This is a genomic window from Arabiibacter massiliensis (genome assembly GCF_902386925.1).
In the GTDB taxonomy this organism is placed as follows: Bacteria; Actinomycetota; Coriobacteriia; order Coriobacteriales; family Eggerthellaceae; genus Arabiibacter; species Arabiibacter massiliensis.
The window spans coordinates 1030343-1046533 of the sequence record NZ_LR698996.1; the positions used below are offsets into that span (position 1 = coordinate 1030343).

A 16191-nucleotide genomic window follows, 5' to 3' on the forward strand; every position below is an offset into this window, starting at 1 on the left:
GAGCCCGCCGGCGCGGCTACTCGATGTCGGAGAGGATCTCGCCGGGCTGGTCGCCGGCATCGAGGAACATCTTGCGCGTGACGAAGTTCCACACCATGACCACGGCGGTGGCGAATATCTTCACCAGCAGGTAGTGCACGCCCAGAAGCTCTACGCCGGCCCACATGCAGCCGTTGTTGATGAGCAGGCCTATCACCGACAGCACCACGAAGATGACGAACTCGCGCCGGCGGCTCATGCCCTCCTTGTGCTTGAACACGTAGCGCATGGACGCCACGTAGTTGAACACCACCGACACGGTGAACGATATGGTGGCGCTCACCAGGTAGTTCACGCCGAACACCTCGGTGAGGAGCGCCAGCAGGCCGTAGTCGATGAAGAACGCGACGGCGCCCACGATGCCGAACTTCATGATCTGCGCGATGAGCTTTTTCACTGCCGGCCAACCTTTCGCCCCTCCTCGCCGCGCTCGGGCGGCCGTTTCAGAAACCCGTCTATTGTGGCATAAACGCGGCGGATATCAAGGGGCTTGCTCAGATGCCCGTCCATGCCGCTTTCCCGGCTGCGCTCCTCGTCCTCGACGAACGCGTTGGCCGTCATGGCCAGGATGGGCACGCGCGCCGCGTCCGCGCGATCGAGCGCGCGGATGGCGCGGGTGGCCTCCAAGCCGTCCATCTCGGGCATCTGCACGTCCATGAGCACGAGGTCGTAGCCGCCCACCGGCGCGCGGGAGAAGGCCCGCACGGCCTCGGCGCCGGTGGCCGCCGTGTCCACCGAGGCGCCCGCCATGGCCAGCACCTCGATCGCGATCTCGCGGTTGAGCTCGTTGTCCTCGGCCACGAGGATGCGCACGCCGGAGAAGTCGTAGTCCCGGGCGCCGCAGCCGAGGCCCGCAAGGCTCTCAGACGGCGCGCTGCCGCCCTCCCCCGCGCGGGCGCGCCCGTCCTCGTCCCTGACAAGCGGCACCTCCACGGTGAACGTCGAGCCCTCCCCCACGGTGCTCGCCAGGCGGATGCGCCCGCCCATCATCTCGACGAAGCGCTTCGTGATGGCCAGCCCCAGCCCCGTGCCGCCGAACACGCGCCCCGTGTCCTCGTCGCCCTGGTCGAACGACGAGAATATCCGCCCGAAGTGCTCGGGCTTGATGCCGCAGCCCGTGTCGCTCACCGCGATGCGCAGCCACACCGGCTCGCCGCCGCCCGACGGCGACGACCCCGCGCGCCTCGGAGCGCGCTCGGGCGGCGGCTCCATGCGCTCGATGCGCAGGCCCACGCGCCCGCCTTCGGGCGTGAACTTGAGCGCGTTGCCCAGCAGGTTGTACACCACCTGGTTGAGCCTGAGCGAGTCGCCCACGAGGCGCGCGGGGATGCCCTCGCCCTCCTCCATGGAGAAATCGATGCCGCGCTCGGCCGCCTGCGTGCCGAACACGGCGTCGAGCGCGTCGGCGAGCGGGCGGAACTCGAAGGGCGCGCGCTTGATCTCCATCTTGCCGCTCTCGATCTTGCTCATATCGAGGATGTCGTTGATGAGCGACATCAGGTGGCGCGAGGCGACGGCCACCTTCTCGAGGCATTCCCGCACCTTCGCGTCGTCGCCCATCCGATCGAGCGCGATGGACGTCATGCCCATGATGCCGTTCATCGGCGTGCGGATCTCGTGGGACATGCGCGAGAGGAACTCGCTTTTCGCCAGGTTCGCCCGCTGGGCCTGCTCGAAGGCAACCTCGGCGCGGTTCTTCTCCTCGGCGAGCAGGCGGGTGTTGCGCCGCACGAAGCGGGAGTACACGAGGAAGCACGCGCCGATGACGAGCGCGATCACGCCGCCCATGAGCACGGCGTTCATCATGAGCAGCCCGCTCAGCGACGCGATGCTGCCGTCGACCAGGTCGGAGGGCATGCCGGTGCACAGGTACCAGTCGCCCTTCGCCATGGGCCTGAGGTAGAGGTACTCGTGGCGCGAGCCGGCGGAGAACGGCACGAGGCACGAATCGCCCTGCTGGACGCTGTGCCTCACGCGCTCGACCCCGCCGCCTCCCTCGGGGCCGGCGTGCTCTTCGAGCAGGTCGAACACGTTCTCGCCGCACGCGAGCCCGCCCTCCCCGCTCGCCATGACGCAGGTGCCGTCGCGCCGCACCATGCTGGAGCGGGACGATCCGTCGAACAGCCCGAGCTCGATCTGGTCGGTGAGGCTGTCGGCCTCGAAGCCCGCCACGACCGAGGTGAACGTGACGCCGTCGCAGGTCACAGGATCGATGTCGCACGAAAGCTCCGCCGTGGGGCCGTAGAGGGCGACCTCGCGCCCCTCGGCGTCCTCATACGACAGCGCCCCCTCCGGGCCCGCCCCGGCGCCGCACGCCCCGCCGCACCCGAGGTAACCGTGCCGCGGCGGGGGTCAACGGGTCCGTGGCCGACGAAAGCCCCGCCGGGGGGGCCGTAGAGGGCGCCCCCGCCCCCCCGGGCGCCCCAACCCGACGGCCCCCCCCCGGGCCCCGCCCCGGCGCCGCCGCCCGCCCCGTCGGCGAGCGCGCCGTCCGCCGTGAGGACGCGCCCGTCGTCCGTGCGCAGCGCGAGGTAGGCGCACCCATCCTCTTCCTGCTGTCGGGCGAGCAGCCGGCGCGCCTGCTCCTCGGTGGGGTCGTCGATGAGCGAGAGCGAGGCGCCCACGGCCTCGGCCAGATGGAACCTGCCGTCGACGCTGGCGTTGAACCGCTCGATCACCTGGTCGCTCAGCTCCTGGAGGTACACCTCGCTGATCGACTCCACCGCCGCGTCGGTCGCCGTTCGGGACGAGATCACCGTGTAGCCCAGGGCCAGCAGGAGCGCGAGGACGAGGACGAGCGCAAGCAGCGCGAGGCTCCTGCGTTCGCGCGCGCGATTCACCAATTCCATACGGATGAAGCCACCTACCTTGCTTGTCACGGCCTTCGGCATTCTACCACGCGCCGCCGCACGCATCCTTACCACGAGTCAACGGCTCATTCACCGCGATCCATCTGGAAATTGACGGAGGCCGCTGGCGCGCGGCGCGCCGTTCGGGTAGGATGGGCGCATCAACCGAGAACGAGGAGCCCATCCGTGGAACAGACTACCGACCCCTCCGCGCGCCCCGCCGCGCCCCGCGTGGCCGTGCTCGTGCCCTGCTACAACGAGGCCGTGACCATCGGCAAGGTGGTGGACGACTTCAGGCGGGTGCTGCCCGAGGCCGTCGTGTACGTCTACGACAACAACTCCTCCGACGGCACGGGGGCCATCGCGGCCGAGCACGGCGCGGTCGTGCGAACTGAGCGCCGCCAGGGCAAGGGCAACGTCGTGCGCCAGATGATGCGCGACATCGATGCGGACTTCTACGTGATGGTGGACGGCGACGACACCTACCCCGCCGAGGCCGCGCCCGCGCTCCTGGCCCCCCTTCTGGCCGACGAGGCCGACATGGTGGTGGGTGACCGGCTCTCCAACGGCACGTACGGGGCCGAGAACGACCGCGCCTTCCACGGCTTCGGAAACGACCTGGTGCGCGTGCTCATCAAGTGGATCTACGGCTTCGAGTTCTCCGACGTGATGACGGGCTACCGCGCCTACAACGCCGTGTTCGCCAAGACCATGCCCGTGCTCTCGCCCGGCTTCGAGATAGAGACGGAGCTCTCCATCCACGCGGTGGACAAGCGCTGGCGCATCGCCGAGGTGCCGATCGACTACCGCGATAGGCCCGAGGGAAGCGAGTCCAAGCTCGACACGTTCTCGGACGGCATGAAGGTGCTGCTCATGATCCTGTCGCTGTTCAAGGACTACCGGCCGCTCGTGCTCTTCAGCTGGCTGGCGCTGCTGTTCTGCGTGCTGGGGCTCGTGGCGGGCATCCCCGTCATCTGGGAGTTCGCGCAGACGGGCCTGGTGCCGCGTCTGCCGAGCGCCCTTCTGGCCGTGGCGCTGGTGTTCATCGGGATCCTCAGTTTCACGTGCGGTCTCATCCTGGACACCGTGGTGAAGGGCACGCGCAAGCAGTACGAGCTGCAAGTGACCGAGGCCTACGAGCGCTTCCGCCGTCCGTAGGCTACCGCTCGAACGGCACGGCCTGCCCGATCGGGCATCGCGCCGTTCGAGCGCATCGAGGGGCCTGCGACCTCAGGCGGCGGCCGTCACGCGCTTCACCTCGTCCAGGTCCCGTCGGCATCATCGTAGCAACGCGCTCGGCAGGGCTGCTTCCAGCGTTCGTTGAAGCGGCAACGTTTCATGGCCCGCAACGCACGGCAGCGTCTGCGATACTAGAGGTTTGCCCCTTTTGTCATCCTGAGCGGAGCGACCGAAGGGAGCGTAGTCGAAGGATCCCCTGCGGCGTTAGCCGTGACGCTTACTGCTGGCGCCGCACGGGATCCTTCGACTCGCTTCGCTCGCTCAGGATGACAAGAGGGAGGCTTCGCCCGCTCAGGATGACAAGAGGGAGGCTTCGCTCGCTCAGACGCTGACAAGAGGGAGGCTTCGCTCCGCTCAGGATGACATACCGCAGGTCAGCGTGCGCTTTCGATGCGATTCCGGAGGGCGTCCTTCTGGTCTGCGGCGAAGGTGTAGCGGGCCTCCTGCATGCGGCCGTCGGGCTCCTCGCGCTCGACGCGGGCGAAGCGCAGCTCGACGGCGTCGAAGCCCTCCTCGAGCAGCGCGTAGGCGTAGCATTGCGCCTGCAGCTCGTGCTTGGCGCGCACGGCCTGCGCGTCCTCGTCGTCCGAGCCGCCCGTCTTGTAGTCCACCACGAGAGCGCGGCCCGCCGCCTCGGGGCCCTCCGTGCACAGAAGGTCGATCTCCCCCTCCATGAACGCGTCGCCCACGCGCACGAAGAACGGCGCCTCCGCGCGGCGAAGCGGCCAGGCGAGCGCCTCGGCGCACGTGTCGCTGGCGAACCAGCGCGCGCACGCGCCGGCGAGGCGGGCGCGCTGCGCGTCGGCGAGCCCGAAGGCGCGCGCGAGGGCGTCGATGCGCGCGGCATCGGGCGCGCGGCCCGTCTGCGCCGCGAACTGAGCGGCGCGATGGAAGGCGCTCCCGAGCGCGACGGCGCTCCCCTCCGCCGCAGCGGCGGACGGGAGCGCCCTCTGCCTGCGGCTCCACCTGCACGCGCTCGAAGCGGGCCGGCTCGGTGCCGCCGTAGGGCACCGCAGCCGCGCCCTCCGGGAAGTCCCCGTCCCCGAAAAGCGCGCTGCGGATGTCGTCGACGAGGTCGGGGTAGGACCCGCCCTTCGACGGCTCCTTCGCGTCCATCGCCACCACGAGCGCCTCGCTCGCGCGCGTGAGCCCCACGTAGAGCTTGCGGCGGGCCTCGGCCAGCTCCTCGCGCGCCGCGCGCGCCTTGAGCGCGGCGCGGTAGGCGGCCGTCGTGCACGCGGCCGTCGCGTCGCCCTCGACGAAGCGCGCCGCAGCCTCCGCATCGGCGTCGGCCGCCTCGCCGGACGCGGCGGACGCCTTGCAGGCCTCGTCGTACTTCTTCGCCGCCTTGCACAGGCCCGGCCGATCCTCCAGCGAGCGCCCCGGCTCGAGCGAGGCGCGGGCGCAGGGGCCGCACGTCTCCAGGACGAGCTTGCCCGAGCGGCCCGACCCCGCGAACTCCGCCAGGCCCACGATGGGGAACTCGAGGCCCTTCGAGGCGTGGATGGTCATGATCTTCACCACGCCGCCGCCCGCGCCGGCCAGCGCGCCCGGCGCCTCCTTGGCCACCTCGAGCTCGCGCGCGAACGCCTGCGCCGCGGACGCGAAGCCCAGGTGGCGCTCGCGCTCGACGGACTCCACCAGGCGGACGGCCTTGAGCACGTTAGCCGCGACGGCCAGCCCGCAGGCCCCCTCGCGCTCGAGCCGCTCCAGCCACCCCGAGCGCACGATGGCGTTCAGCGCCACCTTCGAGGCCGGCAGCGTGCGCGCCTCGCGCCGGGCGTCGGCGAAGAGGCGCACGGCGTGCGCGAGCCGGGGCTCGAGCGCATCCGCGTCCTCGGCCAGGCGCGCGAACCCGCGGTCCAGGTCGCGGCGGCGCATCCGCCCCGTCTGCGGGTCCTCCTCAGTGGAGAGGTCCAGGAAGTCGTCGGCGGAAAGGCGCACCATGTCGCTCGTGAGCACCTCGAAGAGCGCCGCGGTGTTGGCGGGGTTCGCCACGGCCTGCAGAAGGCGCGCCACCACGTGGACCTCCGGCGCGGAGGCGAACAGCGAGCCCCCGGCTATCACGCACTCGAAGCCCTCTGCCCGCAGCGCGTCGGCGTACACGTCGGCGCGCGTCATGGCGCCGAGGAGCACCACCATCTCTCCCGGAGCATGGCCGTCCGCGCGCAGCGCCGCGAAACGGCGGGCCAGCTCGCGCGCCGCCGTGCGCTTGGCGTCGTCCACGCCCACGCCCGTCTTCGTGCCCGCTGGCTGCATCGCCAGCACGACGTCGATGCGCGGCACGCTCCCCCGCCAGCAGCTCGGACGCTCCTCGTGCGGCTCAAGCGACATGAACCCCTCGCCGAACACGTGCGGCTGCTCGAACACGCGGTCGACGAACGACAGCACGTCGCGGTGGCTGCGGAAGTTCTTGGAGAGCTCCACGTAGCGCGCGCCCGTCCCCGGCGCGCGCATGGCCCGCTTGTGCTCGTTGTACACGTTCACATCGGCGCCGCGGAAGCGGTAGATGGACTGCTGCGCGTCGCCCACGGTGCACAGATGCGCGAACCCCTCGCCAGCCAGGCGCGCGATCATGTCGATCTGCAGCTGGCTCGTGTCCTGGAACTCGTCGACCATCACCAGCTTGAAGCGGCGCTCGTAGCGCTTCGCGATGTCCGGGCGCGCCTCGAAGGCCGAAAGCGTCTTCGCGAGCAGGTCGTCGTTGTCGAGCACGCCGCGCGAGCGCTTGGCGTCCTCGTAGCGGCGCGCCACCTTGCGCGCGAGCCCCATGAGCTCCTCGGCCGCCGGCGCGGCGAGCGCGAGCGCGGCCTGGCGGGCCACGCGCCCGTGGACCTCCTGGTAGCCCTTCACGCACGCCTTGACCTCGGCGTTGCCGAACGTCCGGGGCAGCAGCTCGCAGCGATCGAGCACGTCGGCGAAATCCCGCCACGCGTCCGGCCCCGCGCCGCCGCGCTCGGCGAGGAATGCCTGCAGCACGCGCACGGCCTTCTCGGCGTCGAGCGCCGCCTTCTCCGACGCGGCGCTCGGATTCGCCCGGGCGATGGCCGCCGCCGCGTCCTCGTAGGCGAGCAGAAGCTCGCGCGCGGGCGCCGAGGGGCGTCCCGGCGCGGGCCCGAAGCCGACGGCGTCCAGGCCGCCGCGCACGTTGGACGCCTCGGACAGCAGCGCATCGAGCATGCCGGCCACCGACGTGCCGCCCTGCCCCGACGCGCGCGCCGCGTACTCGTCGAACAGCCGCGCGCAGGGCCCGTGCGACACGAGGTCGTCGTCCGCCCCGAGCGCCCCGTCGATGGCGGCCGCCAGCATATCCGTCCGCTCGGCCTCCCCCAGGATGCCGAACGCCGGGTCTATCCCCAGATCGAGCGCGTGGGCCCGCAGGATGCGCGCGCACATGCCGTGGATGGTGGATATCCACGCGCCGTCCACCTTGAGGGCCTGCTCGGCCAAGCGCCCGCCCTCCGCGCGCAGCGTGCGCTTCACGCGCGCCTTGATCTCGGCGGCGGCCTTCTCCGTGAACGTGATGGCCAGCACCTCGTCGATGTCGGCCGCAGCCGGGCCGCTCTCGTCCATGAGCGCGTAGGCGATGCGCTGGGTGAGCGTGAAGGTCTTGCCCGAGCCGGCGCCGGCCGACACGAGCAGCGGGCGGTCCGTGCACGTGACGATGTCGCGCTGGCCGGGCGTGCAGGCGTCCAGGTTCATTGCCTGTCCCTCCTCGACTCGCAGGCGAGCACCGGGCAGTAGCCGCACGGGTCCTTGCCGCGCGGACCGGGATCGATGCGGCCCTCCAGAAGGCGCGCCGCCGCCGAGGCGATGCGCTCCTCCACGAGGTCGACCAGCTGCCCGAAGCCCTCGGCCTGGAGGGCCTCGGCCGCAGGTCCGGGCGCGCCGCACTTCTCGATGGAGAGCCCCGGCACGGCCCCCTCGCCGAGCACCGTGCGGTCCACGGCCCCGGCCGCCTTGGGCTTCGTGTAGGACACGTAGAGCGCGCCGACCACGTCGAGCCCGAGCAGGCGCCTTGCCACCTGGGCGTACATGAGCGTCTGCACCTTGTGCGGCAGCAGCTGCCCGTTCGCCTGGGCCGCGGGCGAGGCCGACCCGAGGGCGTGGTCGGGCGTGAGCGATCCCTTGTAGTCGATGACGACGGCCTGGCCCCGCCCATTCACGTCGATGCGGTCGACGCTGCCGCGCAGAAGGAACCCTCCGTACTCGAACGGCTCGGCCGCGCCGAAGTCGAGCTCGAAGAACCTCGGCTCGAAGCCGGGCAGAAGGAGAGGCTCGCGCTCCACGAAGGTGGCGAGCTTGCGGCGCAGGTCGTCGATCTCGGCCTCCTCGAGCTTCGTGCGGGCGATGAGCGGGTTCTCCTTGGGCCGCAGGCCCGGCTGCGCGGCCAGCCGCTCGTCGAAGACCTCGTCGAGCACCGCGCGCGCCGCGCCCAGGCTCTCGGGCCCCACCTTCGCGTATCCCGCCTCGCGGAAGCGCTCGTAGAAGCCCTTGAGCACCGCGTGCGAGAAGCTGCCCTTCTCCTTCGGGCCGAACTCGACGTCCGGCTCCGACGCGCGCAGACGCCGAAGGGCGAACCACTTGTAGGGGCACTCGAGGTACGTCTCCACCGCCGAGGGCGAGAGCGTCGCGGGCGCGCCGGCGGGCGCGTTCGGCGGCGGCAGCACGATGCGCGGCCGCCCCTGCTCGCTCACCGCGCCCGACGCGGGAACGTCCCAGGAGAGCGGCCGGCCGGCTGCGGGCGCGAGGGCAAGGCCCGTCTGCAGCGACTCCTCGCCGGCGGCCTCGGCGAAGGGGACGAGGCGCGCGGGCAGCCCCGTCGCGCGATCGATGCCGGCGCGCCCGTCCGTCCCCGCCTGGGGCGGGAGGTAGCAGTCGAGCAGCTCCTCGAGCATCACGGCCGGGTACGCCTCGTCGGCGTCGGCCGTGTTGAGCACGCGCTCGCACGCTACCTCGTCGCGGGCGGCCGAGAGCGCGCGGAAGAACCGCCTGCGCGCATCGGCGAGCGCGTCGGCCGGGCGGCGCAGCCCGAGCTTCTCCAAAAGGAGCGTGCGGCCGTCCTCCACGGCGCGCACCGGGTACGAGCCCGCCTCGAGGTCGCACAGCAGGAGGGACGCGCACGAGCACGCGGGGCGCTCGGCCGCTTCGGCGAGCGACAGGAACACCACCTCCGGCGCGCGGTCGGCCCCGGTGCGCGCGGAGGCCGGCACCGCAGCGCACTCCAGGTGCGCGAGCGCGTCCGAGAACGCCGTGCCCGCCTCGGCGCACGCCGCGGCGAACGCGCGAGCCGAAGACGCGGCCGCCAGCTGCTCGGCGCGAAACGCAGGGTCGAAGTCGGCCCTGGCCCTGATGCGCCGCTCGAGCCCTTCGACGGCGCGGTCCAGATCGCCCTCGGCAAGCGCCGCGAGGGCCTCGGCGGCCGCCTCGCTCGCCGAGGACAGGTCGCGGCGGATGCGCGCGGCGTCAACCGTGCGGTCGGCCCGCCACGCCGCGTCGAGGCTGGCCGCCGCGCGCGCCGAGATGCCCGAGAACGCGCTGAGCGCGAAGTCGGAGGCCTGCGCGACGCGGCACGCCCCCTCGGCGTCGAAGGAGAGCAGGGCGAGGAGGGTCCGGCCGAAGGCCGTCTCGGAGAACGCCCTGCGCGCCGAGACGGCCGAGGGGCACCCGCGCGCGAGCAGGGCCGCCGCCACGTCGTCGAAGAGGGCGCGGGGGTCGCGCGCGGCCACCGCCACGGGAAGCGGCGCGCGGCCCTCCGACGCGGCCGCCGCGCGCTCGCGGGCCGCGGCGTCGGCCGCGCAGCGCAGCACGAGCGCGGGCGCGGCGTAGCGGCCCGCCGGCAGCAGGAAGCGCACGGCGCCCGTCGGCTCCACGGGCTCCCCCGCCGCGTACAGCCGCCCGAGCAGGGCCTGCAGCTCCGGCGCGCGCGAGGGGTCGCAGGACGGGGCGCGGCAGCCGTCGTCGAAGCGCTCCACGGGCGCGCGACCCGACAGGGCCCCGGCCAGCCGCTCGAGCGCGCAGGGCAGCTCGTCGAACCCGAGGATCAGCAGCGGGTCCGGCGGCTCCAGCAGATCGGGCAGCGCGTCGGCCGCCTCCGAAGCCTCGATGAGCCCGCGCTCGGCGAGCAGCGCCGCGTAGCGGGCGAGCGCGTCGAGCAGGGCGCGCTCCGCGTCGGTGAGAAGCGCGCGCGCCTCTTCGGAGCCGCGCGCGAGAAGCAGCTGCGGAAGCGCCTCGCGGGCGAGGGCGGCCGCCAGCTCCACCGCGCCCGGAGAGGGCTCCTCCAGCGCCCGGCGCACGAGCAGCGCGCGCGTCCTCTCCTCCACGATGCGGCGGCCGTCGCCGAAAAGCTCCCAGCGGTCGGCGACCCATGCGTCGAACGTCTCCACCCGCGCCCCGAGCGAGCCGGGGCCGCCCACGAGCGCGCGCCGCACGCGCAGCGCCGCGGCGGGCGACGGGACGAGGAGCACGGGGGACGCGCCTGCCGAGAGGTGCTCGGCAAGCCGTGAGCGCGCCGCGTCGAGGGCGGCGTCCGCGTTGTCGCATATGTCGTGCATGAAAGGCATGGAGCCTATTGTACCCTCATCGCGCGACGAAGGGACGGGGTAATTGTTACGCCTTCGTCACGCCCCCTCGGCCTAGTTGAAGGACGCCCCCTCGGGCGACAGGAACGGGAGCCGCTGGTCGAACAACGGCTCCACCGTGGCCAGCACGGCGGCGCGGCGCGCGGTCGGGAACACGAGGCAGATGGGCACGGGCACCGCCTCGTCGGCCTTGAGCGGGCGCAGAGCCGCCATCGGGTACATCGATCCGAGCTTCGAGATGGCCGCGGTGAACAGCACGCCGCCTGCGGCGAGGTGGTCCATGACGCCGTCGAGCGGCACGTCGGTGAAGCGGAGGTCCGCGCCCATCTCGCGGTAGCGCGACACGACGGATTCGTTCGCCTCGTGGAACCAGCCGGAGAGGGCCACCGGATACGGCGCCACATCGGCCAGCGAGACGACGTCGTTCGCAGCCAGCGGATGGTCGCGCTTCATGAACACCGCGGCCGGAACCGTTCCCAGCGGCAGGCTCTCGATGCCCGGATGCGCGTACGCGCCCATCGTCACCAGCGCGTCGAACTCCCCGCTTCGCAGGCCCTCGAGGCCCCGCCCGGCCGTGGCCAGGTCCATGGTGCACTCGATGCCGAGCGCCGCCGTGAGGAACGCCGCCGTGTTCTCGCGGACGATCTCGTTGCCGTTGAACGCCGGCGTGTTGAGCGCGAGGCGCAGGCGGGCCAGCTTGCCGCCGCTTCCGTCGAAGGTGGCCGCGAAGGACTCGAGCTCGTCGAAGCGGGCGAGCACCCGCTCGGCGCGCACATGGAACGCGCGGGCGAACGGCGTCGGGTGCATGCCGTCGCTCTCGCGCTCGAACAGGGCGCGCCCGAGCTCCCCCTCCAGGTCGGCGATGGCCTTCGAGACGGCTTGCACGGTGACGTACTGGGCCTTCGCCGCACGCGAGAGGCTCCCGTGGTCAACGACGGCGACGAAGTATCTGAGCTGTTTGATCTTCACATCCCGGCTGCTTTCGGCTCTCGAATGGAACAGACGATCTTGGGCATTCTACCGTGGAACGCGCGGCCGGAACGCACGAAGGGGCTGCGTTCAAGGGGAAGTTGAAGCAGGGGCTTTCGCCCGCGCGGGCGGGCAGGTTCCGGGACAATGGAAAGGCCAGGAACATTTAAGCTCCTGGCCTGCGGTTTCAGTGGTGCCCCCAACGAGAATCGAACTCGTGTCTCAGCCTTGAAAGGGCCGCGTCCTAACCTCTAGACTATGGGGACGTGTCCTGCGCCTTCCCTCCGGAAAAGCAGCCTGAACATTATTGCAAAGCGCGCACGGCATTGCAAGCGTTTTTTCAGCGGGCGGCCCGAGACGGCTCCCCCCTCCGGCCCCAAGCTGCGCTATGATAGGCCCCATGGATTCTGAAGAGCTCAACATCATCGCATCCCCCGCCGACGCAGGCCTCTCCGCAGAGGACGGCCCGGCCGCCATGGCCGTCGTCGGGCCTGAGGCCGAACCCGAGCCGCCCACGGTCGTGGTCATGCACGCCTCGGTGGGCTCGGGCCATCGCAGCGCCGCGAACGCCATCGCGCAGGCCTTCGAGCTCATGCGCGAGGAGCGCGCGGCGGCCGACGCCGATGCCGACGCCGACGGCCCGCTCGCGGACGCGCCCGCCGTTCCCGCCGACCTCAAGGTGGAGGTGTTCGACGTGCTCGATTTCGGGCGCGTGGTGTTCGACGGCAACAAGGCCGCCTCGCTCTTCACCGGCGCGACGCGGCCCATCTACGACCTCACCTGGCGCTTCACGCTCACCGGACGCCTTCTGTGGGGCGGCGGCTCCATCTGGTCGCACCTCATGTACTCCAAGTTCACCGACTACGTGCGCGAGCATCGGCCCGTGGCCGTCGTGTGCACGCACATCACCGCCGCCAACGTGGCCGTGGCCGCGCGCATGCTCACCGGGCAGCGCTTCCCCATCGTGTGCGTGCCCACCGACTACGAGACGGAGGGCCTCTGGCCGCACAAGGGGACCGACCTGTTCTGCGTCGCGAACGAGTCGATGGCCGAGACGCTCAGGCCGCGCAAGGTGCCCGAGGACCGCATCCTCATCACGGGCATCCCCACGCGCGAGGACTTCCGCCGCGCCTACGACCGCGACGCCACGCGCGACGAGCTGGGGCTTCCGAAGGACAAGCGCGTAGTGCTGGCGCTGGCCGGCGCGTACCTGCCCCGTCCCTACGTGCACTTCCGCACCGCGCTCGACAAGCTGCTGCCCTACCTGCACACCTTCGACAAGGAGCTGCATTTCGTGTTCGTGGCCGGCAGCGACGCCGACTACGCGCGCCATCTGCGCCAGGCGTGCGCCGAGCTGGGGCTGAAAAACGTCACCGTGCTCGACTACGTGGAGGGCATGGCCGCGCTCATGGCCGCGAGCGACCTGGTCATCTGCAAGTCCGGCGGCCTCACCGTCACCGAGTGCCTGTGCGCGCAGGTGCCTATGATCCTGCTCGGCCGCGCCTACGGGCAGGAGAAGGTGAACGTGCGCATGCTCACCTCGCTCGGCGCCGCGCTGCACGTGACCACCGCGCGCGAGCTGCTCGACGCGCTGCGCCACATCGCCGCCAACCCTGAGAGCGAGCACGCCATGCTGGTGAACGGCGGCTTCCTGCGCCGCCCCGACGCCGCGCGCGATGTCGCCGCCGCCACGCTGCGCCTGGTCGCCGCCCCGAAGGATGCGGCCGACCCGCGCTACCGCAAGCACCTGCTGTGGTTCTACTGGGGAGGCAAGCCCGCCCACATCCGCTAGGGGACGACGGCGCGCCCGCACAAACCTCGCCCCCCCCAATCTTCGCTCCTAAAACACGCTCCAGCGCACGAGGCGTGTTTTAGGAGCGAAGATGGGGGTTGCAGCGCCCCGTCTCCGGGAGAAGTGGCAGGATTTTGCGGCTGTGGCACGGGCGACCCGCGATCTCGAAACGCGACCTGGGGAAACGCCGCGCGGGGATCACCGAAGCCGCTCTCCGGAGGCCGAATCCGCGCCACAGCCGCAAAATCCTGCCACTTTCACTTCGGCAGTGCGCGATTCAAGCGCAGAACGCTCCTCGCCTGCCGCTAGAAATCAATGAGATCGCGCACCGGCACATCGAGCGCTTCCGCGATGCGGCACAGGACGTCGATCGTCACGTTCTTGTCGCCGTTCTCGATGGCGAATATGTACTGCTTGCTGCTGTTGCCGATCATCGCGGCAAGCTGCCCCTGCGTCAGACCGCGCTCGCGCCGGAGCGCGCGAACGCTCCTGCCGATCATTTTTCTCTGCTCGATTCCCATTGGACAAGCATAGGTTCCACGTGTATTATTGGTCATCCTATAGGATGACTATTACCGAACAGAGGGGACGTCGGCACATGACCGACGCAGTTCGGCAATGGTCGAAAGAGAAGGAGGACCAGTTGAGGAAACTACTGATCGTTTTCGCTGTCGCCGCGCTCGCTACAGGGGCGTTCGGTCTGGGATGCGCGCCTAGTCAAGAGAAGGCGCAGCCCTCAGCCACGAGCCAAGAGGAGCTGGCGGCCGCCTATCCGCTCAGCAACGTCCAGCACGCGTCGAGCAACATGAAATGCGCGGCATGCCACGACGAGGAGGATCCCGCACAAGGAGTCGATGCCGTCTCTAGCGAGAAATGCCTGTCGTGCCACGGAAGCCGCGAGAAGGTTGCCGAGAGGACGGCAGGCATCGGCGAGGGCGTGAACCCCCACGACAACTTCCATTACGACATGCAGCTCGAATGCACGACCTGCCACAAAAGCCACGGCGAGTCCGTCAACCTGTGCTCCAGCTGTCACGACGCGGATCTTTGGATGAACGACATCCCCTAGCCGCACGACGCGAAAAGAAGCACGTCGATACGAGAAGGAGAATCACATGGACAGGAAGCGTTTCCTGCAAACCGGCCTCGTGGCCACCGCCGCTGCCGCCGCCTCTCTTGTCGGAATTGGACAGGCGTTTGCCGCACCCGAGACAGAGAAAACGGGTGAAGAAGGCTTCGATGAGGTTGTGGACGTCATCGTGGTGGGAAGCGGCCTGGCGGGCACGGTTGCCGCCGTCACCGCCGCAGAGGCCGGCAGCACTACCCTGCTTTTGGAAAAGATGGACCAGCTTGGCGGTACCTCATCCGTGAGCGGGCTGAACTTCGCCTGCACGGGAAGCGAGGAGCAGGCCGCCGAAGGCATAGAGGATGACCCCGAGCTGCTCTATCAGGACATGAGGAAGGTGGCTGACGACTACGGCGACCCCGAACTCGCGCGCATCGTCACGTCGAAGTCCGTCGAGTTCTACCGCTTCCTCACCGAACGAGGCGTCACCTTCAAGAAGTTCAAGAACGGCGGCGGTCACAGCGTGAAGCGCATCCTCTGGGCTGGCGGCGGGCGCTTTCTGCTCGACCCGCTCTACGAGCATGCCGCGCAGAACCTCTCCGACACGCTCGAGGCCAGAACGCGCTGCAAGGTGGACGATCTCGTCATGCGCGACGGTAAGGTAGTGGGCGTGGTCGCACGTCAGAACTACTCGTTTGACTACAGCGCGCCTGAAACCGATGATGCGGAGAACACGAGCGGCCAAGCGCGGCGCATCGGGGCACGCAAGGGCGTCATCTTCGCGACCGGCGGCTATGCACGCGATAAAAACCTGCTACGCGCCGAAAGCGCTATCCTGGCGCAAGCCGATTCCATGACCAATCCCGGCGCCACCTCGGGCGCTATGAAGATGCTCGTGTCCCACGGCGCGCAGGCGGTGAACCTTTCGCTGTTCCGCCTGTCCTACCCCATCCCCACCGAGGACGTGTGCTGGGGCATGCTGGTGAACCCCGACGGCCAGCGTTTCGTAAATGAGCTGGGAAGCCGCAACGACCTGGGCGTCATCATCCTGAAGGAGATGTTGGAGCACGAAGGAAAGCCCCCGCTGCTCATGTACGACTCAAAGGGCATCGAGCTGTTCCGCGACAAACAGCGCTTAGAGATGTCGCTGGCCGGCAGGAACTTCAAGAACGGCAGCATGTACGCCTTCGATACCATCGATGAGATGGCCGAGCACTTCGGCTATGACAAGCAAGTGCTCGCCGACGCAGTAGCCCGCTACAATGAGATGATCGATAAGGGAGTGGACGAAGACTTCGGCAAGGACATGACCGCCCTGAACGGAGCCGCGCTCAAGCAGCCGCCGTTCTACGGGATGAACCTCATCCCCAACAACAACTACACGCCGGGCGGCGTGCGCATCAACGTGTCGGGGCAGGTTCTTGACGAGAACGGCAGCCCCATCGACGGGCTCTATGCTGCAGGCGAGGCAACCGGGGGCGTGCATGGCGCGCAGCGACTCACCGCCTGCTCGTGTCCCGATTGCGGAGCCTTCGGCATGGTGTGCGGCACCGAGGTTTCCGCACGCGAGGCGTCGGAGCTGTAGGACGAGCGGCGGCGCCCTGGGAAACGGGCGCCGCCATTCCCTACGCTCAGCAGCCGCCCCTCCGCTCGGGG

The 16191-nt window shown here is 70.2% G+C and carries 11 protein-coding genes, 1 tRNA gene and 1 pseudogene; 4 read left to right on the top strand and 9 right to left on the bottom strand.

Annotation, left to right across the window (positions count from 1 at the left end):
• Positions 1-16: 16 nt before the first annotated feature.
• From FX134_RS04505 to FX134_RS14555, 3 genes are read right to left on the bottom strand one after another with little or no spacing between them, the layout of a single operon-like run.
• On the bottom strand, positions 17-436 hold the full coding sequence (locus FX134_RS04505) for a GtrA family protein (protein WP_080798218.1): 420 nt from the start codon (positions 434-436) through the stop codon (positions 17-19).
• Positions 433-2244 (bottom strand): ATP-binding protein, encoded by a 1812-nt coding sequence (locus tag FX134_RS04510; RefSeq protein WP_232050838.1) that lies wholly within the window; start codon positions 2242-2244, stop codon positions 433-435. Before FX134_RS04510 ends, FX134_RS04505 begins: the two co-directional genes overlap by 4 nt.
• Complete coding sequence (locus FX134_RS14555; protein ID WP_172623382.1) at positions 2241-2888, bottom strand: hypothetical protein; 648 nt, start codon at positions 2886-2888, stop codon at positions 2241-2243. The genes FX134_RS04510 and FX134_RS14555 overlap by 4 nt, the downstream gene beginning before the upstream one ends.
• A 186-nt stretch (positions 2889-3074) precedes the next feature.
• Here FX134_RS14555 and FX134_RS04520 point away from each other — a divergent pair, with 186 nt between their 5' ends.
• The gene (locus FX134_RS04520) at positions 3075-4046 is read left to right on the top strand and encodes a glycosyltransferase family 2 protein (RefSeq protein ID WP_080798220.1); all 972 of its coding nucleotides are present in this window, start codon (positions 3075-3077) and stop codon (positions 4044-4046) included.
• Between the two features lie 455 nt (positions 4047-4501).
• Here the strand turns inward: FX134_RS04520 and FX134_RS14765 are convergent, their stop codons facing one another.
• The 5 genes and pseudogenes from FX134_RS14765 to FX134_RS04545 all read right to left on the bottom strand — a co-directional run bounded on the left by FX134_RS14765 (position 4502) and on the right by FX134_RS04545 (position 11943).
• Positions 4502-5410, bottom strand: coding sequence for a PD-(D/E)XK nuclease family protein (locus tag FX134_RS14765; RefSeq protein WP_232050987.1), 909 nt, complete (start codon positions 5408-5410; stop codon positions 4502-4504).
• Positions 5301-7829: pseudogene (locus tag FX134_RS04530) on the bottom strand (UvrD-helicase domain-containing protein); the annotation flags it as partial. The pseudogene FX134_RS04530 and the gene FX134_RS14765, both read right to left, overlap by 110 nt.
• Positions 7826-10681: a PD-(D/E)XK nuclease family protein gene (locus FX134_RS04535; protein WP_232050839.1), complete on the bottom strand. Its 2856-nt coding sequence runs from the start codon at positions 10679-10681 to the stop codon at positions 7826-7828. The gene FX134_RS04535 and the pseudogene FX134_RS04530, both read right to left, overlap by 4 nt.
• A gap of 81 nt (positions 10682-10762) precedes the next feature.
• Positions 10763-11677, bottom strand: a complete 915-nt coding sequence (locus tag FX134_RS04540) for a LysR family transcriptional regulator (protein WP_080798226.1) — start codon at positions 11675-11677, stop codon at positions 10763-10765.
• A 191-nt stretch (positions 11678-11868) separates the two neighbouring features.
• Positions 11869-11943, bottom strand: a tRNA-Glu gene (locus FX134_RS04545).
• Between the two features lie 134 nt (positions 11944-12077).
• Between FX134_RS04545 and FX134_RS04550 the strand changes: the two genes are divergently transcribed.
• Positions 12078-13469: an MGDG synthase family glycosyltransferase gene (locus FX134_RS04550; RefSeq protein WP_080803745.1), complete on the top strand. Its 1392-nt coding sequence runs from the start codon at positions 12078-12080 to the stop codon at positions 13467-13469.
• Positions 13470-13774: 305 nt separating this feature from the next.
• On the opposite strand, the gene FX134_RS04555 is transcribed toward FX134_RS04550, so the two are convergent.
• The gene (locus tag FX134_RS04555) at positions 13775-13990 is read right to left on the bottom strand and encodes a helix-turn-helix domain-containing protein (RefSeq protein WP_172623383.1); all 216 of its coding nucleotides are present in this window, start codon (positions 13988-13990) and stop codon (positions 13775-13777) included.
• Positions 13991-14112: 122 nt separating this feature from the next.
• Here FX134_RS04555 and FX134_RS04560 point away from each other — a divergent pair, with 122 nt between their 5' ends.
• Together FX134_RS04560 and FX134_RS04565 are read left to right on the top strand one after the other, a co-directional pair.
• Entirely contained in the window at positions 14113-14538 is a 426-nt protein-coding gene (locus FX134_RS04560) for a cytochrome c3 family protein (RefSeq protein ID WP_172623384.1), read from the top strand.
• 46 nt (positions 14539-14584) lie between these two features.
• Positions 14585-16120, top strand: coding sequence for an FAD-dependent oxidoreductase (locus FX134_RS04565; protein ID WP_080798236.1), 1536 nt, complete (start codon positions 14585-14587; stop codon positions 16118-16120).
• Positions 16121-16191 lie beyond the last annotated feature (71 nt).

Bases quoted from the DNA above. Each gene is read 5' to 3' on its own strand.
- FX134_RS14765 (WP_232050987.1), bottom strand. From the start codon at position 5,410: ATGCGGAGGCTGCGGCGCGCTTCGTCGAGGGCGACGCGACGGCCGCGT.
- FX134_RS04550 (WP_080803745.1), top strand. From the start codon at position 12,078: ATGGATTCTGAAGAGCTCAACATCATCGCATCCCCCGCCGACGCAGGC.
- FX134_RS14555 (WP_172623382.1), bottom strand. From the start codon at position 2,888: ATGGAATTGGTGAATCGCGCGCGCGAACGCAGGAGCCTCGCGCTGCTT.
- FX134_RS04555 (WP_172623383.1), bottom strand. From the start codon at position 13,990: ATGGGAATCGAGCAGAGAAAAATGATCGGCAGGAGCGTTCGCGCGCTC.
- FX134_RS04565 (WP_080798236.1), top strand. From the start codon at position 14,585: ATGGACAGGAAGCGTTTCCTGCAAACCGGCCTCGTGGCCACCGCCGCT.
- FX134_RS04535 (WP_232050839.1), bottom strand. From the start codon at position 10,681: ATGCACGACATATGCGACAACGCGGACGCCGCCCTCGACGCGGCGCGC.